The sequence below is a fragment of the Allosphingosinicella sp. genome, from assembly GCF_059502505.1.
In genome coordinates this window covers 31,040-45,322 of the sequence record NZ_JCACEU010000014.1, presented here as the reverse complement: position 1 = coordinate 45,322, position 14,283 = coordinate 31,040, and the positions used below count along the sequence as shown (strand labels likewise).

Here is a 14,283-nt window from a genome sequence, read left to right as displayed (position 1 = left end):
GGGCGCATCTAGGCGCACGCCGCAGCCAAGGCAACCGTCTTGACCCGAGGGTCCGCTGAAGCTTAGTTGCGAAAAGCAACTGAGTGGAGGCATGATGGGCGAGCGGACATATGGCGTCGTCGAGCCCGGCGACATGGCAGGCCTGACAGGCCGCGAAATGCTGGACGCGATGATCGCCGGCCGCTTTCCAGCGCCGCCGATCGCGAAGACATTGGGTTTCCTGCTGGTCGAGGCCGGCGATGGCACCGCCGTGTTCGAGGGACGGCCCGGTCCGCATCTCCTCAATCCGCTCGGCAGCGTCCATGGCGGCTGGGCGCTGACCCTGATCGACAGCGCCACCGGCTGCGCGTTGCACACGCGGCTGCCGGCGGGCGTCGGCTACACCACGGTCGAGACCAAGGCGAACATGACGCGGGCAATCCGCCCGGACGACGGTCTCGTGCGCTGCGAGGGGCGGGTGCTCTCGCAGGGGCGCCAGATCGCCACCGCGGACGCGCGGCTGCTGTCCGAGGACGGCAAGCTGCTCGCCCATGGGACTTCGACGCTGATCATCTTGCCGGCGCGCTAGTCCACCACACCTTTTGATGGCCGGTATGGAGCGCCGGTCCCTTCCCCTTAACTTGCGTGGGGAAGGGCCCCATGTTAGTCGCGCCCGCTTCCCGGGCAGGCCCCTCGACCGCGGCCGCCTTTTGTCAGGTAAGTCATCGAATGTTCGCATCACCCGCCTACGCCGCCACCGGCGGAGCCGCTTCCGGAGGAGCAGCCGGCTTCTTCGTCTCGATCTTCCCGCTGCTGCTGATCTTCGTGATCTTCTACTTCCTGCTGATCCGCCCGCAGCAGCGCCGGATGAAGCAGCACCAGGCGATGATCGGCGCGGTCAAGAAGAACGACATGGTGGTGACCGGCGGCGGTCTGGTCGGCAAGGTGACCAAGGTCGATGAAACCGAGGTCGAGGTCGAGCTGGCGCCGAACGTCAAGGTGAAGGCGTTGAAGGGCACGCTCAGCGAGGTCCGGCCGCATGGCGTGAAACCGGCGAACGACTGATGCTCGATTTTCCGCGCTGGAAGGTCTGGGGGGTCACCCTCATGCTGATCGTCGGGATCCTGTTCGCGGTCCCGAGCTTCGTTCCCAAGGAGCAGGTCGCGAAATGGCCGGGCTTCCTGCCCTCCGCGCAGATCAATCTCGGCCTCGATCTCGCCGGCGGCTCCTATCTGCTGCTCGAAGGCGACACGCGCGATGTCGCCGGCCAGCAGCTCGAGCAGATGGAGGAGATCATCCGCACCGAGCTCCGTCGCGCCAGCCCGCGCATCGAGATCGGCGAGATCTCGACCGCCGGCGGCCGGCTGAGCTTCCTCGTCCGTAACCCTGCGCAGGTCGATGCCGCGCGTGAGATCGCCTACAATCAGACGCTGCCGGTGGGCCTTGCCGGCCAGCGCAACTGGTCGGTCAACGTGGTCGACACCAGCCGCGTCGTGATGGAGCCGAGCGCCGCCGGGATCGCCGCGGCGCTCGACAATGCCATGAACACGGCCCGCGAGGTCGTCTACAACCGCGTCGATCCCGACGGCACCCGCGAAGTCACCGTCGTTCGCCAGGGCGAGCGGCGCATCCTCGTCCAGGTGCCGGGCCTCCAGGACCCTGAGGGACTCAAGGCTTTGCTCGGCAAGACCGCGCGGCTGGAGTTCAAGCTGGTCGACGTCACCGCCGATCCCAATGCCGAGCGGGCGCCGGTCGGCAGCCAGTTCCTCCCTTATCCCGACAATCCCGGCGGCGTGCCGCGCATCGCCGTCAACCGTCGGGTGCTCGTCTCCGGCGAGCAACTCGTCGACGCCACTCAGGGCTTCGACCAGACCACCAACGAGCCGGTCGTCAACATCCGCTTCGACAGCGCGGGCGGGCGCCGCTTCGCCAAAGCGACGCAGGAGAACGTCAACCGGCCGTTCGCGATCATCCTGGACGACGTCGTCATCACGGCGCCGAACATCAACGAGCCGATCCTCGGCGGCCAGGCGCAGATCGCGGGCACCTTCACTGTCGAGAGCGCGAACGACCTCGCCATCCAGCTGCGCTCGGGCAAGTTGCCGGTTGCCTTGTCGGTGATCGAGGAACGCACGGTGGGGCCGGATCTCGGCCGGGATTCGATCCGGCTCGGCGTGCTGGCCGGCATCGTCGGCAGCGTTGCGATCCTGATCTTCATGGTCGCGACCTATGGCCGGTTCGGCGTCTATGCCGACATCGCGCTCATCCTGAACGTGGTGCTGATCCTCGGCATCATGGCGATCTTCAACGCGTCGCTGACCCTGCCCGGCATCGCCGGCTTCGTGCTGACGATCGGCGCCGCCGTCGACGCCAACGTGATCATCAACGAGCGGATCCGCGAGGAATTCAGGCGTGGCCGCTCGATCGTCCAGGCGCTCGAGCACGGCTACAAGGAAGCGCAGACCGCCATCTTCGACGCCAACATCACCAACGTGATTGCCGGCGCGCTGCTTTATTACTTCGGTTCGGGCCCAGTGCGCGGCTTCGCCGTGGTCATGCTGATCGGCATCGCGACGTCCGTGTTCACGGCCGTCACCGTCACGCGCATGTTCGTGTCGCTCTGGCTGGGGCGCCGCCGTCCGACGGCCCTGGTCATTTAAGAATCCATCTAGGAAAGCGCCATGCGCCTGCTGAAGCTCGTTCCCGACAACACCAATCTCGATTTCCTGCGCTGGCGGACGATCGCGATCATCGTCTCGGTGCTGCTGATCCTGGCTTCCTACGCGCTGCTGGCAACGCGGGGCCTCAATTTCGGCGTGGATTTCGCCGGCGGTCAGTTGATCCGCGTCACCTTCAGCCAGCCCGTCTCTGTCGACGAGCTGCGTGAGCGCGTCGGCGGCCTCGGCCTCGGCGACCCGAGCATCCAGGAATTCGGATCTCCCCGCGAGGTCGCGATACGACTGCCCTTGCCCGAGGGTGGCGAAGCTGGCGCCAATGCCGCCGCGTCGAAGGTGCGGCAGTCGCTGGTCCAGCAATATCCCGGTGCCCGCATCGATGCGGTGGAGACCGTCTCGGGTAAGGTGTCGGAAGAGCTCATCCGCGACGGTGCGCTGGCGCTGCTGCTCGCGGCGATCGGCATCGCCATTTACATCTGGATCCGCTTCGAATGGCAGTTCGGCGTCGGCGGCCTCTTCTCCCTGTTCCACGACGTCAGCCTGACATTGGGCTTCTTCTCACTGACGCAGATGGAGTTCGACCTCAACGTCATCGCGGCGCTGCTCACGCTGATCGGCTATTCGCTCAACGATACGATCGTCATCTACGACCGCGTGCGCGAGAATCTCCGCAAGTTCCGCAAGATGGAGATCGTGCCGCTGCTCAACCTGACGATGAACGAGACGCTGTCGCGCACGGTGGCGACCAACTTCGCGATGCTGCTGGCGCTGGGATCCTTGATGCTGCTCGGGCCGGACGTGATCCAGAGCTTCACCACCGCTTTGCTGATCAGCGTCGTCGTCGGCACCTATTCCACCATCTATATCGCCGCGCCTTTCCTCATCTGGCTGAAGGTCGATTCCAACAGCTTCCTGCCGAAGACCGCTCTGTCCGGCTCGGCCGAGCGCGTCGAGCATCAAGAGGGCTACACCCGCTAGGGGTGGCCGATGCCGCGCTTCGACCGCGATCCGCAGGCGCGCGGCCCGATCGTCCAGGGCGTCGGGGCCCGCGGCTTCACCGTCGACGGGGGCATTTACCGGGGCCTGTTGCTGACGCCGGAGCGGGCGGACGGCTGGGAGCCGCCGGCGCTCGAGGCGCTGACGGTCGGGGATCTCGAGCCCGTCCTCCGGCTGCAGCCGCAGCCTGAATTCCTGCTGCTCGGCACGGGCGCGACGATGCGGTTCGCTCCTCGGGCGCTGGTCCGGGCACTCGACGAGCGCGGCATCGGTATCGAAGCGATGGACAGCCGCGCCGCCGCCCGCACCTGGGGCGTGCTCCGCGCCGAGGAACGCTGGATCGCCGCGGCTTTGATGCCGCTAGATTAAGCGGGCGAGGTGATCGCGCAGCTCGCGCGCATTCTTCTCCCAGCTGAACCGCTCCGCCGCCGCGCGAACCGCTGAGGGCGCGGGCGGATTGCTCAGGATTTCCCGGACCGCCGTCGCAATCGCGCGCGGCTCTCGCGCTGCCAACCGCCCGGCCTCCGGGCGATCCAGCACCTCTCGCGCGCCGCCGACGTCGCTGATCACGATCGGAGTACCGCAGGCGAGCGCTTCCACCCAGACGTTGGCGAGGCCCTCGGAGAGCGACGGCAGCACCATCGCATCGGCGGCGGCAAGGAGTTCGGGCAGCGCTTCATGGAACCGGGCACCCATGAAATGGATGCGTGGCCCCAGAGCCGAAGCCTGCCGTTCCAAAGCCGTTCGATCGGGCCCCTCGCCGACGATCAGCAGGGTGGCATCGCGCAGGTATTTCATCGCCTCCAGGGTCAATGCCTGACCTTTGCGCGGGATCAGTGCGCCAGCCGTGATCAGCAGCGGACCGCCCACGCCCAGGCGCGCCTTGGCGGCTGCCCGGTCGACAGGCACGAAACGTTCGAGATCGACGCCGGTATAGTGCACCCCGATCTTTTCCCCGACCATGCCAAGGCCGATCATCACGTCGCGGAGCGCCGCGCTGACGGCGAGCAGGCCGCCGGCTGGGTGCGAGGCCTGGACGATCTGCTCCCCGATGCCGGGGCGGCAGCCCCAATATTGGACGTCGGCGCCGCGCGCCTTGATGGAAAAGGGTAGGTCGAGCTCGCGCGCGACGTGCATCGCGGCCGGGCCGTCGGGCCAGAAGAACTCCGCGTCGATCACGTCGAACGGGAAGCGCTCTCGGATTCGCCGCAGGTGGGGAAGGAGGGCCTTTGCCATCGCCTTCGCCGCCCCTGCCTCGTCGACCCGCGGCAGGACCGGGAAGCGCGGCCGGTGCACTTTGAGGTCCTTCCAGACCTCCTCGCGCGGCAATTTCGCTTTCGGGGCGTAATGCGGATGGCGCGACAGCGGCCAGGGCGGCAACCCGAGCGGCGAGACCACCTCCACCTCGACATCGTCGAGCCCGGCGAGGCCCAGCGTCTGGCGCTCGACGAAGACGCCGAGCGTCGGCTGCGCCGCATGGGGGAAGAGCGTCGATAGGGTCAGCACCCGGAGCATCGGCGCTCCCTAGCAGCCCGGGCTTGTCACGCGATTAAGGCGCGGCCTCGAACAGCCCGGCAAGCTGCTCGATCATGGTGCCGCCCAGTTGCTCCGCATCCATGATGGTGACGGCCCGCGCATAATAACGGGTGACGTCGTGGCCGATGCCGATCGCGACCAGCTCGACCGGCGAGCGACCTTCGATCCAACCGATCACCTGGCGCAGGTGGCGCTCCAGATAGGTGCCGCTGTTCACCGACAGCGTCGAATCGTCGACCGGCGCGCCGTCGGAGATGACCATCAGGATCTTGCGCTCCTCGGGGCGGCCGATCAGCCGCTGGTGCGCCCAGAGCAGGGCCTCGCCGTCTATATTCTCCTTGAGCAGGCCCTCCCGCATCATCAGGCCCAGATTCTTGCGCGCGCGGCGCCAGGGTTCGTCGGCCTGCTTGTAGACGATGTGGCGGAGGTCGTTGAGACGGCCGGGATGCGGCGACCGGCCTTCGGTCAGCCATTTCTCGCGGCTCTGCCCGCCTTTCCAGGCGCGGGTGGTGAAGCCGAGGATCTCGGCCTTGACGCCGCAGCGCTCGAGGGTGCGGGCGAGGATGTCGGCGCTGATCGCCGCGATCGAGATCGGGCGGCCGCGCATCGAGCCTGAATTGTCGATCAGCAGGGTGACGACAGTGTCGCGGAAATCCGTGTCGCGCTCGATCTTGTAGGAGAGCGAGTGGGCGGGGTTGACGATGACGCGCGCCAGCCGCGCGGCGTCGAGCAGACCTTCCTCCTGGTCGAAGTCCCAGGAGCGCGACTGCTGCGCCATCAGGCGGCGCTGAAGGCGGTTGGCGAGCTTGGTGACCGTGCTCTGGAGGTGGACGAGCTGCTGGTCGAGATACGAGCGCAGGCGCCCCAGTTCCTCTTCATCGCAGAGCTCGGCCGCCTCCACCGTCTCGTCGAAGCGGGTGGTGAAGACCTTGTAGTCGAATTGCGGCAAATCGGAGAGCGGGCGGTTGGGGCGGACGGGGAGCATGCCCTCCTCGCCTTCCTGACCCATGCCGTCGTCGCCTTCGGTGGCTTCCTCCTCCGAATAGTCGGTCTCGTCGTCGCCTTCGCCGGATTCGCCCTGCTCGACCCTGATCTCGGCCTCGCCCTCGGCGCCCGAATCCTGGTTCTCGTCCTGGTCGTCGCCCTTGTCGCCTTCGTCCTGATCCTCGCCCTCGCCTTCCTCGCCCGTCTCCGGCGCCTTATCGGGCTCGGCATCGCCTTCGACCAGCTCCAGATCCTTGAGCAGCTTGGTCGCGAGCGCGGCAAAGGCGGCCTGGTCGTCGAGCGCGAGGCCGAGCGCGTCGAGATCGGCGCCGCCTTTCTCCTCAATCCAGTCGGAGACGAGCTTGAGGCCCGAGCGAGTCGCTTCGGGCGGTGCTTCGCCCGTCAGCCGCTCGCGGATCATCAGCGAGACGGCGGTCGAGAGAGGCACCTCGGCGCTGTTGCGCGCGCGGGTGATCGGGTCGGTGCGCATCCGCATCTCGACCGCGCTGTTGAGGTTGGCGCGCACGCCCGCCATCGAGCGCGCGCCGAGCGCCTCGACCCGCGCCTGCTCGGCGGCGTTGAACACCGCCCGCGCCGCCTCGTCGAGCGGCGCATTGCGATTGTGCAGCAGGGCATTGTGATGCCGCAGCTTCAGCGCGGCGGCGTCGGCATAGCCCCGCGCCTCCGCCACCTCGCGCTCCGGCAGCGTCCGCCCGGGCATCGGCACCTTGATGCTCTTGCCCTGCGCGGAGGGCATGTCCGCGGTGAAGCCGAGCTCCACCTCGGGCTCGGCCGCAATCGCCCGCGAGGCGCCGGTCAGCACCTGGCGAAAGGCTTCGAGGGGATTGTCGTTCGCCAATTACCCTCTCCCATTTCGGGAGAGGGGGGGACCCATCGCGTCAGCGATGGGGGGGTGAGGGCATTTAGGCCGGAGGCTGGAGCGACATGCCCTCACCCTCCCACCGCCAAGACGGCGGGCCCCTCCCTCTCCCGAAATGGGAGAGGGGCTGTTCACGCCCGCCCCACCACGCTTTCCGGCAGGTCCTTGCCGAACACGCGCTGATAATATTCCGCCACGAGCGGCCGCTCCGCCTCGTCGCACTTGTTGAGAAAGGTGAGGCGGAAGGCGAAGCCGACGTCCCCGAAGATGAGCGCGTTCTGCGCCCAGCTGATCACCGAGCGCGGGCTCATCACGGTCGAGATGTCGCCGTTGATGAAGCCCTGCCGCGTCATCTCGGCGACCTTGATCATCCGCTCGACTTCCTGGCGGCCGCCCTCGTGGTCATATTCGCCCGACTTGGCGAGGACGATCCGGGCCTCCGTCTCGGCCGGCAGGTAGTTGAGCGTCACGACGATGTTCCAGCGATCCATCTGGCCCTGATTGATCTGCTGGGTGCCGTGATAGAGGCCGGTCGTGTCGCCCAGGCCAACCGTGTTGGTGGTGGCGAACAGGCGGAAATAAGGGTTGGGGCGGATCACCCTGTTCTGGTCGAGCAGTGTGAGCTTTCCCTCCGTCTCCAGCACGCGCTGGATGACGAACATCACGTCTGGGCGGCCAGCATCATATTCGTCGAACACCAGAGCGGTCGGCGTCTGCAATGCCCAGGGGAGCAGTCCCTCGCGGAACTCGGTCACCTGCTGGCCGTCGCGGAGCACGATCGCGTCGCGGCCGACCAGGTCGATGCGGCTGATATGGGCGTCAAGGTTGATCCGGATCAGCGGCCAGTTGAGCCGCGCCGCCACCTGCTCGACATGGGTCGACTTGCCGGTGCCGTGATAGCCCTGGATCATGACGCGGCGGTTCTTGCCGAAGCCGGCGCAGATTGCGAGCGTGGTGTCCGGATCGAACACATAGGTGGGGTCGAGGTCCGGCACCCGCTCGTCTGCCTCGGAGAAAGCGGGAACGTCCATGTCGCTGTCGATGCCGAACAGTTCGCGCACGCGCACCATCTTGTCGGGCGCGTCCATCAGCGTGGTGGAGCGGCTGTCGGGTTTCACATTGGCGAGATCGGCCATCTTACGCGTCTTTCCAAAACTCAGGCGAAGGCGGGGCGGGACTTGAGCTGCGTATAAGCCTCGATCACCGCCTGCAACGCTTTCTCGTGCCCGCGGTCGCCGCCATTATGATCGGGATGGTAGCGGCGCAGCAGCTCGGCATAGCGCCGTCTCAGCGCACGCCGGTCGGTATCGGTTCCAAGCCCCATCACGCCCAATGACTTGCGGTCGGTGGCGCTGAGCTCGCGCCCGTCCTGGCGCACGCCGCTGGTGGACGGACGCTTGAAGCGCGCGCCGATCGCGTCGAGCGGATCGGCGAAATCGGCCCATTTGGGCGGCGGCGAGGGATTGCCTGCAAAGGCGCGGGTCTGCCGGTCCCAGCCGCCATAGGGCGTCTGCGCCGCCTCGATCTCCTCGGTGCTCATGCCCTGGAAGAAATTATAGCCGGCGTTGAACTCGCGCACATGGTCGAGGCACAGCCAGCGCCAGTCGCCCGGGCCATCGAAGCCCGAGCGGGGGCCGTCCTCGGCCGGGGCGCGGAACTCGCCGGCCTCGGTGCAGCCGGGGCGCGAGCAGTGGCGCTCTCCCGCTATTCGGCCGTGGAACCGTGTCTCTCTCTTGCCGGCGCTCGCCAACGCACTCCCTTCCGCGATCAAACCATCTATATAGGCGCGATGCAGACCGAGAGTAGCGGCCCGGTGGCCGCGGAAATCACGAGACGCCTGACGGATTCACTCGCCCCAACGCAGCTGCGGGTGATCGACGACAGCGAAAAGCATCGCGGCCACGGCGGCTACAATCCCAATGGCGGCGAGAGCCACTTCACCGTCGAGATCGAGTCGCCCCTTTTCGCGGGCATGAACCGGGTTCAGCGCCAGCGAGCCGTCAACACAGCTCTCGCCGACCTCCTCGTGGAGCGCGTGCACGCCATGGCGATCAAGGCGAGCGCACCGGGCGAATAGAGCCTGTCGCCGCTTATCGAGCGGCGCCAGGCGCGAGCGGAGCCAATCTCCAGTGGGCCTTGGGGCCTAACCTGAAGCGCCGGTTCCGAGGCAGCGACCCCTCGACTGGAACGACAAAGGGAGCGCTCGCGAGGGGTCGAGCGCTCCACGGAGCTGCCTACGTGGGAGCAGCTCCAGACCGATTCCCTACATGCCGTTGGCTAGATTGGTGTCCGGGTCGTTGGTGTTCATGTCCTGCTGCATCATGTTCTGGGTGGCCGGATCGACGCCATTGGTCGTCCCGTTCATCATCGGGTCCATCGCCATGTTGGCGTCGACGTTCATCATGGGATCCATGGCCATGTTCTGATCCATCATCATGTTGTCCGTGGCGGCCATGTTGGCCTCGTCGGACTGCGTCTCGCCACCTCCACAAGCACACAGCGCCAAGGTCGCACCAATAACGAGAATTGCGCGCATCTAACTTCCTCCTGTTGCGAAGCGTCCGAGGCTAAGCGCTTCTGAGTGGATTTCGCTCCATAAAGTTAGCTCAGCCGCGAAATCCCCGTCGATCTTCCAGGAGCGAGAGCAATTTTATTCCGGCCCGAACGCTCCGGCTTCTGGCAGCTCGCGCCAGGCCCGTCATGCGAGTGGCGTGACGCGACAAAAGCGCTAGGTTAGAGCCATGACCGACGATACGATCATCCAGACGCTTCGCCCCGCCACTCACGATCTCGGCGGCTTCAAGGTTTACCGGACGCTGCCGCACAAGGAGCGGACGACGATCGGCCCGTTCATCTTCTTCGACCAGATGGGGCCGGCGCATCTGCCGGCCGGCCAGGGCCTGGACGTCCGGCCGCACCCGCACATCAACCTCGCCACCGTCACCTATCTGTTTGCCGGCGCGATTGACCATCGCGACTCGCTCGGCACCTTTCGGACGATCGAGCCGGGCGCGGTGAATTTGATGACGGCGGGGCGGGGCATCGTTCATTCGGAGCGCTCGCCGACGGGCTTGCGCCCGGACGGGCCGGAGCTCAGCGGCATCCAGACCTGGCTCGCTCTGCCGAGCGCCAAGGAGGAGATCGACCCCGCCTTCGAGCATGTGGCGAAGGATGCGCTGCCCGTCATCGAGGCCGGCGCAGCGACAGTGCGCGTGGTGATGGGCAGCCTCTACGGCGCGACCTCCCCCGTCACCCAGCATAGCGAGACGATCTACGCCGACATCGCGCTGCGGCCAGGTGGCAGTGTTCCGATCGACTCTCCTGCCGACGAGCGGGCGGTCTACCTTGCAGAGGGCGATGCAACCCTCGATGGACTGAGGCTCGAGCCGCAGGTGCTCTATCTCCTGCGCCCCGGCATCAGCGCCACCCTCCGCTCGGAGCGAGGCGCGCATGTCATGCTGTGCGGCGGGGCGCCGCTCGACGGGCCGCGCTACGTCTGGTGGAACTTCGTCTCCTCGCGCCGCGATCGCATCAACCAGGCCAAGGACGACTGGCGGGGCGAGCGTTTCCCGGTGGTGCCGGAAGATAGCCACGAGCGCATCCCGCTGCCGGTGGTGACGCCGAAGACGGTCAGCTATCCGTGAACGAGGTCCAGACCACCCGCATCGGCCTCCCGACTGGTGTGACGCTGAAGGTCGCGCTCGGCGGCCCGGAGGGTGCGGAGCCGATCATCTTCCTCCACGGCTTCCCGGAATCCCACCGCACGTGGCGGCACCAGCTCCACAGCCTTGCCCCCGACTTTCGTGTCGTCGCGCCGGACCAGCGCGGCTTTGGCGGGTCGGACAAGCCGGAAGCTGTCGAGGAGTATGAGACGAGCAAGCCGGTCGCGGACCTGCTCGCGCTCGCGGACGCGCTCGGCATCGGCCAGTTCACATTGGTCGGCCACGATTGGGGCGGCGCGGCGGCGTGGCTGGCGGCGCTGAAGCATCCGGACCGCGTGAAGCGGCTGGTAATCGTCAACGCGCCGCACCCGCTGATCTTCCAGCGCAGCCTGATCGATCATGAGGCGCAGCGGGCGGCGTCGCAATATATCCGCGCCTTCCGCACCCCCGGCTTCGAGAAGGCGATCGAGGCGATGGGGTGGGAGACCTTTCTCGAAAAGTCGCTGAGCCCGCATGTCGATATTCGCCTGCTCTCCGAGCGGGAGCGGCAGGCCTATGTCGACGACTGGTCGCAGCCGGGCGCGATGGCGGCGATGCTCAACTGGTATCGCGCATCGACGATCGAGGTGCCGGAGGTGGGCGAGAAGGCGCACAAGCCGATTTGGACGCATGCGCCATTTCCGAAGCTCCACATGCCCGTGCTCGTCATTTGGGGGCTCAAGGACAAGGCGCTGCTGCCCGTTCAGCTCGAAGGGCTCGACGGCCTGATCGAAGACCTCCGCATCGTCCTCGAGCCCGATGCGGGCCACTTCATCCCCTGGGAGAAGCCGGAGGTGGTGACCAGCGCGATCCGGGACTTCATGGCCGAGGCATGAGCCGCTCCGCGAGCAGCGCGTAGGAGCGCAACCGCGCCTCGTGATCGTAGATCTGGGACGTGATCATCAGCTCGTCGGCGCCGGTCTCCGCGATGAAAGCCTCGACCGCGGCAGCGACCGTCGCCGGCGATCCGATCGCGGAGCAGGAGAGCATCTGGTCGAGGCTTGCGCGTTGCGGCCCCGCCAGGGTCTCGAGGTAGCCCGGGATCGGCGGCTTGAGCGCAGTCGGTTGGCCTGTCCGCAGCTGGACGAACGCCTGATAGAGAGACGTGGCGAGCGTCGCCGCCTCCTCGTCAGTGTCGGCGGCGAAGACGTTGTAGCCGAGCATGACATAGGGCTCGGCGAGCTGCTCGGAGGGCTTGAACGTCTCCCGGTAGACGCGGATCGCATCAATCATCTGCCCGGGCGCAAAATGGGAGGCGAAGGCGTAGGGCAGGCCCAGCATGGCGGCGAGCTGCGCGCCGAACAGGCTGGAGCCGAGGATCCAGAGCGGGATCCGCAGGCCCTCGCCAGGGATCGCGCGAACGCGCTGCCCCGGCTCGGCGGGCTGGAAGTAGGCCATCAGCTCGACGACATCGCGCGGGAACTGGTTGGGGTCGGAGTTCAGGTTCCTTCGCATCGCGTAAGCGGCGGCCTGGTCCGTGCCGGGCGCGCGACCGAGGCCGAGGTCGATGCGGCCGGGATAGAGCGACGCGAGCGTGCCGAACTGCTCGGCGACCTGCAGCGGCGAATGATTGGGCAGCATGATGCCGCCGGCGCCGATGCGGATGCTGGTGGTCCCTTCGCCGACATAAGCGAGTGCGACGGCAGTGGCGGCGCTGGCGATGCCGGGCATCGAATGGTGCTCGGCCATCCAGAAGCGCTTGTAGCCAAGGCGCTCGCCATGCTGAGCAAGGCTGCGGGCATTGCGGAACGCCTGGCCGGCGTCGCCGCCTTCGACGATGGGTGCGAGATCGAGAATGGAGAGGGGTATCATCCCCCTCATATGGGGATGCCGGCGCGTCCGGGCACCACCGGCCGCGGATTAAGCCTTGGGGTCCTTGGCTCGCCCGGCTATGCCCCGCCTCCCATGCCGACTCCCACGCGTTCCCGATCCCGTTCCGCCGCCCGCCTCGCCGCGGTCCAGGCGCTCTACCAGCAGGAGATGGAGCAGACGCCGCTGCCGCTGCTGCTCCACGAGTTCCACCATCACCGCCTCGGCGCGACGATCGAGGATGTGGAATATGAGGATGCGGAGGTCGATTTCTTCGACGACGTGGTGAGCGGCGTCCATGCGCGGAGCGAGGAGCTCGACCGGCTGATCGAAGGCAAGCTCGCCAAGGACTGGTCGCTGGCGCGCCTCGACAAGCCGATGCGCCAGATCCTGCGCGCCGGCGCCTATGAGCTGGTCGCGCGGATCGACGTGCCGACCGGCAGCGTCATCTCCGAATATGTCGACGTGGCGAAGGCCTTCTACGACAAGAAGGAAGCGTCCTTTGTGAACGGGCTTCTAGACGCCATCGCCAAGGACGTGCGGCGGTGACCTCCATTCCTCCCCGGGACGGGGAGGGGGACCAGCCACAGGCTGGTGGAGGGGGCCCTGAGGCCTGCTGTGCGCGTGGAGGGCCCCCTCCACCGCACTTCGTGCGGTCCCCCTCCCCGTTCAGGGGAGGATGAGTGGAAGCCGATTTCATCGCTTCGCTTCGGAAGCTTGCTTCTCACCCCGCTGCGCGCGACCTCGCCGACGACGCCGCGGTGCTGGAGATCGGCGGAACCACCCTCGTCCTCACCCACGACATGATCGTGGAGGGCGTTCATTTCCTCTCCTCCGACCTGCCCGAGGATGTGGCGTGGAAGCTGGTGGCGGTGAATCTGTCCGATCTCGCAGCAAAGGGCGCCAAACCGGTCGGGCTGTTGATGGGCTACACCCTCGGCGAGGCGGAGTGGAACCGGCGTTTCGCCCGCGGCTTTGCCGAGGCCGCCGGGGCGTTCGGAGTGCCGCTGCTCGGCGGCGACACGGTGTCGGTGCTGCCCGGTGACCGGCGCTCCTTCGGCCTCACCGCAATCGGCAGCGCGGCAGGCATGGTGCCCTCCCGCGCCGGCGCCAAGCCGGGCGATGCGCTTTGGATCAGCGGCACCATCGGTGATGCCGGTGCCGGCCTCAGGGTCGCGCTCGGCGAAATCGAGGGCGCCCAGGCGTTGGTGACCGGCTATCGCCGACCAGCGCCTCGCCTCGCCTTGGGGCAGGCGCTCGCACCTTTGGTCTCGGCGATGATGGACGTGTCGGACGGACTGCTGATCGACGCTGCCCGGATGGCGGAGGCGAGCCAATGCGCCTTCAGCATCGAGCTGGGGGCGGTGCCGCTCTCGGGCGACTACGTGGCGGCCTGTGGCGATACGCAGCGCGCCCGCATCGACGCCGCGATTGCGGGCGACGACTACGAACTGCTCTTCACCCTTCCCGCGGAAGGTGGGGAGGCGATCGAACAGATGGCGGCAGTGATCGGACTTCGACTGACGAGGATCGGAACCATCGAAGCCGGTGACGGCATCCGTCTCTTCGACGGTGGCCGCGAAGTCGCGCTGCCGGCAAGTCTCGGCTGGCAGCATGATGTAGATCAAAGCTGAGACGACACAGCTGGCCCGCAAGCGTCTGCGGCTCTTCTCAGCCTGTTGAAACCTTTTCCTAACCAACCTAAGACCTGCGCCACATTCGG

Annotated in this window: 16 protein-coding genes; 10 read left to right on the top strand and 6 right to left on the bottom strand. The window is 67.0% G+C overall.

Translation table 11 applies throughout. The features are described 5' to 3' along the window. The first annotated feature begins 94 nt into the window (after positions 1-94). The 5 genes from AC5JBD_RS02295 to AC5JBD_RS02275 all read left to right on the top strand — a co-directional run bounded on the left by AC5JBD_RS02295 (position 95) and on the right by AC5JBD_RS02275 (position 4,019). On the top strand, positions 95-568 hold the full coding sequence (locus AC5JBD_RS02295) for a PaaI family thioesterase (RefSeq protein ID WP_495720146.1): 474 nt from the start codon (positions 95-97) through the stop codon (positions 566-568). Positions 569-708: 140 nt separating this feature from the next. Continuing rightward, entirely contained in the window at positions 709-1,044 is a 336-nt protein-coding gene (yajC, locus tag AC5JBD_RS02290) for a preprotein translocase subunit YajC (protein WP_495720145.1), read from the top strand. Further along, positions 1,044-2,639: a protein translocase subunit SecD gene (gene secD / locus AC5JBD_RS02285; RefSeq protein WP_495720144.1), complete on the top strand. Its 1,596-nt coding sequence runs from the start codon at positions 1,044-1,046 to the stop codon at positions 2,637-2,639. Before yajC ends, secD begins: the two co-directional genes overlap by 1 nt. A gap of 21 nt (positions 2,640-2,660) precedes the next feature. Further along, on the top strand, positions 2,661-3,632 hold the full coding sequence (gene secF, locus AC5JBD_RS02280; RefSeq protein ID WP_495720143.1) for a protein translocase subunit SecF: 972 nt from the start codon (positions 2,661-2,663) through the stop codon (positions 3,630-3,632). Positions 3,633-3,641: 9 nt separating this feature from the next. Beyond that, positions 3,642-4,019, top strand: a complete 378-nt coding sequence (locus AC5JBD_RS02275; protein WP_495720142.1) for an Mth938-like domain-containing protein — start codon at positions 3,642-3,644, stop codon at positions 4,017-4,019. Here AC5JBD_RS02275 and AC5JBD_RS02270 read toward each other — a convergent pair. From AC5JBD_RS02270 to AC5JBD_RS02255, 4 genes are all read right to left on the bottom strand, one after another. Continuing rightward, the gene (locus tag AC5JBD_RS02270; protein WP_495720141.1) at positions 4,011-5,165 is read right to left on the bottom strand and encodes a glycosyltransferase; all 1,155 of its coding nucleotides are present in this window, start codon (positions 5,163-5,165) and stop codon (positions 4,011-4,013) included. The genes AC5JBD_RS02275 and AC5JBD_RS02270 overlap by 9 nt on opposite strands. 34 nt (positions 5,166-5,199) lie before the next feature. Further along, positions 5,200-7,029: a cobaltochelatase subunit CobT gene (gene cobT, locus AC5JBD_RS02265; RefSeq protein ID WP_495720140.1), complete on the bottom strand. Its 1,830-nt coding sequence runs from the start codon at positions 7,027-7,029 to the stop codon at positions 5,200-5,202. A gap of 152 nt (positions 7,030-7,181) precedes the next feature. After that, positions 7,182-8,186, bottom strand: a complete 1,005-nt coding sequence (cobS, locus tag AC5JBD_RS02260; protein ID WP_495720139.1) for a cobaltochelatase subunit CobS — start codon at positions 8,184-8,186, stop codon at positions 7,182-7,184. Between the two features lie 20 nt (positions 8,187-8,206). After that, positions 8,207-8,800 (bottom strand): J domain-containing protein, encoded by a 594-nt coding sequence (locus AC5JBD_RS02255; RefSeq protein ID WP_495720138.1) that lies wholly within the window; start codon positions 8,798-8,800, stop codon positions 8,207-8,209. Positions 8,801-8,839: 39 nt separating this feature from the next. Here AC5JBD_RS02255 and AC5JBD_RS02250 point away from each other — a divergent pair, with 39 nt between their 5' ends. Continuing rightward, positions 8,840-9,127: a BolA family protein gene (locus tag AC5JBD_RS02250; protein WP_495720137.1), complete on the top strand. Its 288-nt coding sequence runs from the start codon at positions 8,840-8,842 to the stop codon at positions 9,125-9,127. Between the two features lie 186 nt (positions 9,128-9,313). Here AC5JBD_RS02250 and AC5JBD_RS02245 read toward each other — a convergent pair whose 3' ends face one another. After that, the gene (locus tag AC5JBD_RS02245; protein ID WP_495720136.1) at positions 9,314-9,586 is read right to left on the bottom strand and encodes a hypothetical protein; all 273 of its coding nucleotides are present in this window, start codon (positions 9,584-9,586) and stop codon (positions 9,314-9,316) included. A 205-nt stretch (positions 9,587-9,791) separates the two neighbouring features. Between AC5JBD_RS02245 and AC5JBD_RS02240 the strand changes: the two genes are divergently transcribed. Beyond that, a complete protein-coding gene (locus tag AC5JBD_RS02240) occupies positions 9,792-10,694 on the top strand; it encodes a pirin family protein (protein ID WP_495720135.1) in 903 nt (300 codons plus the stop codon). After that, positions 10,691-11,587, top strand: a complete 897-nt coding sequence (locus tag AC5JBD_RS02235; protein ID WP_495720134.1) for an alpha/beta fold hydrolase — start codon at positions 10,691-10,693, stop codon at positions 11,585-11,587. The genes AC5JBD_RS02240 and AC5JBD_RS02235 overlap by 4 nt, the downstream gene beginning before the upstream one ends. Here the strand turns inward: AC5JBD_RS02235 and AC5JBD_RS02230 are convergent. Beyond that, positions 11,571-12,563: an LLM class flavin-dependent oxidoreductase gene (locus AC5JBD_RS02230; protein ID WP_495720133.1), complete on the bottom strand. Its 993-nt coding sequence runs from the start codon at positions 12,561-12,563 to the stop codon at positions 11,571-11,573. The two genes, AC5JBD_RS02235 and AC5JBD_RS02230, sit on opposite strands and share 17 nt — an antisense overlap. Before the next feature lie 93 nt (positions 12,564-12,656). Between AC5JBD_RS02230 and nusB the strand changes: the two genes are divergently transcribed. After that, positions 12,657-13,109: a transcription antitermination factor NusB gene (gene nusB / locus AC5JBD_RS02225; RefSeq protein WP_495720132.1), complete on the top strand. Its 453-nt coding sequence runs from the start codon at positions 12,657-12,659 to the stop codon at positions 13,107-13,109. Positions 13,110-13,243: 134 nt separating this feature from the next. Beyond that, positions 13,244-14,194: a thiamine-phosphate kinase gene (gene thiL / locus AC5JBD_RS02220; RefSeq protein WP_495720131.1), complete on the top strand. Its 951-nt coding sequence runs from the start codon at positions 13,244-13,246 to the stop codon at positions 14,192-14,194. Positions 14,195-14,283: the final 89 nt, after the last annotated feature.

Bases quoted from the DNA above. Each gene is read 5' to 3' on its own strand.
- cobS (WP_495720139.1), bottom strand. From the start codon at position 8,186: ATGGCCGATCTCGCCAATGTGAAACCCGACAGCCGCTCCACCACGCTG.
- AC5JBD_RS02245 (WP_495720136.1), bottom strand. From the start codon at position 9,586: ATGCGCGCAATTCTCGTTATTGGTGCGACCTTGGCGCTGTGTGCTTGT.
- AC5JBD_RS02275 (WP_495720142.1), top strand. From the start codon at position 3,642: ATGCCGCGCTTCGACCGCGATCCGCAGGCGCGCGGCCCGATCGTCCAG.
- AC5JBD_RS02240 (WP_495720135.1), top strand. From the start codon at position 9,792: ATGACCGACGATACGATCATCCAGACGCTTCGCCCCGCCACTCACGAT.
- AC5JBD_RS02270 (WP_495720141.1), bottom strand. From the start codon at position 5,165: ATGCTCCGGGTGCTGACCCTATCGACGCTCTTCCCCCATGCGGCGCAG.
- AC5JBD_RS02250 (WP_495720137.1), top strand. From the start codon at position 8,840: ATGCAGACCGAGAGTAGCGGCCCGGTGGCCGCGGAAATCACGAGACGC.
- nusB (WP_495720132.1), top strand. From the start codon at position 12,657: ATGCCGACTCCCACGCGTTCCCGATCCCGTTCCGCCGCCCGCCTCGCC.
- AC5JBD_RS02295 (WP_495720146.1), top strand. From the start codon at position 95: ATGGGCGAGCGGACATATGGCGTCGTCGAGCCCGGCGACATGGCAGGC.
- AC5JBD_RS02230 (WP_495720133.1), bottom strand. From the start codon at position 12,563: ATGATACCCCTCTCCATTCTCGATCTCGCACCCATCGTCGAAGGCGGC.
- secD (WP_495720144.1), top strand. From the start codon at position 1,044: ATGCTCGATTTTCCGCGCTGGAAGGTCTGGGGGGTCACCCTCATGCTG.
- secF (WP_495720143.1), top strand. From the start codon at position 2,661: ATGCGCCTGCTGAAGCTCGTTCCCGACAACACCAATCTCGATTTCCTG.
- yajC (WP_495720145.1), top strand. From the start codon at position 709: ATGTTCGCATCACCCGCCTACGCCGCCACCGGCGGAGCCGCTTCCGGA.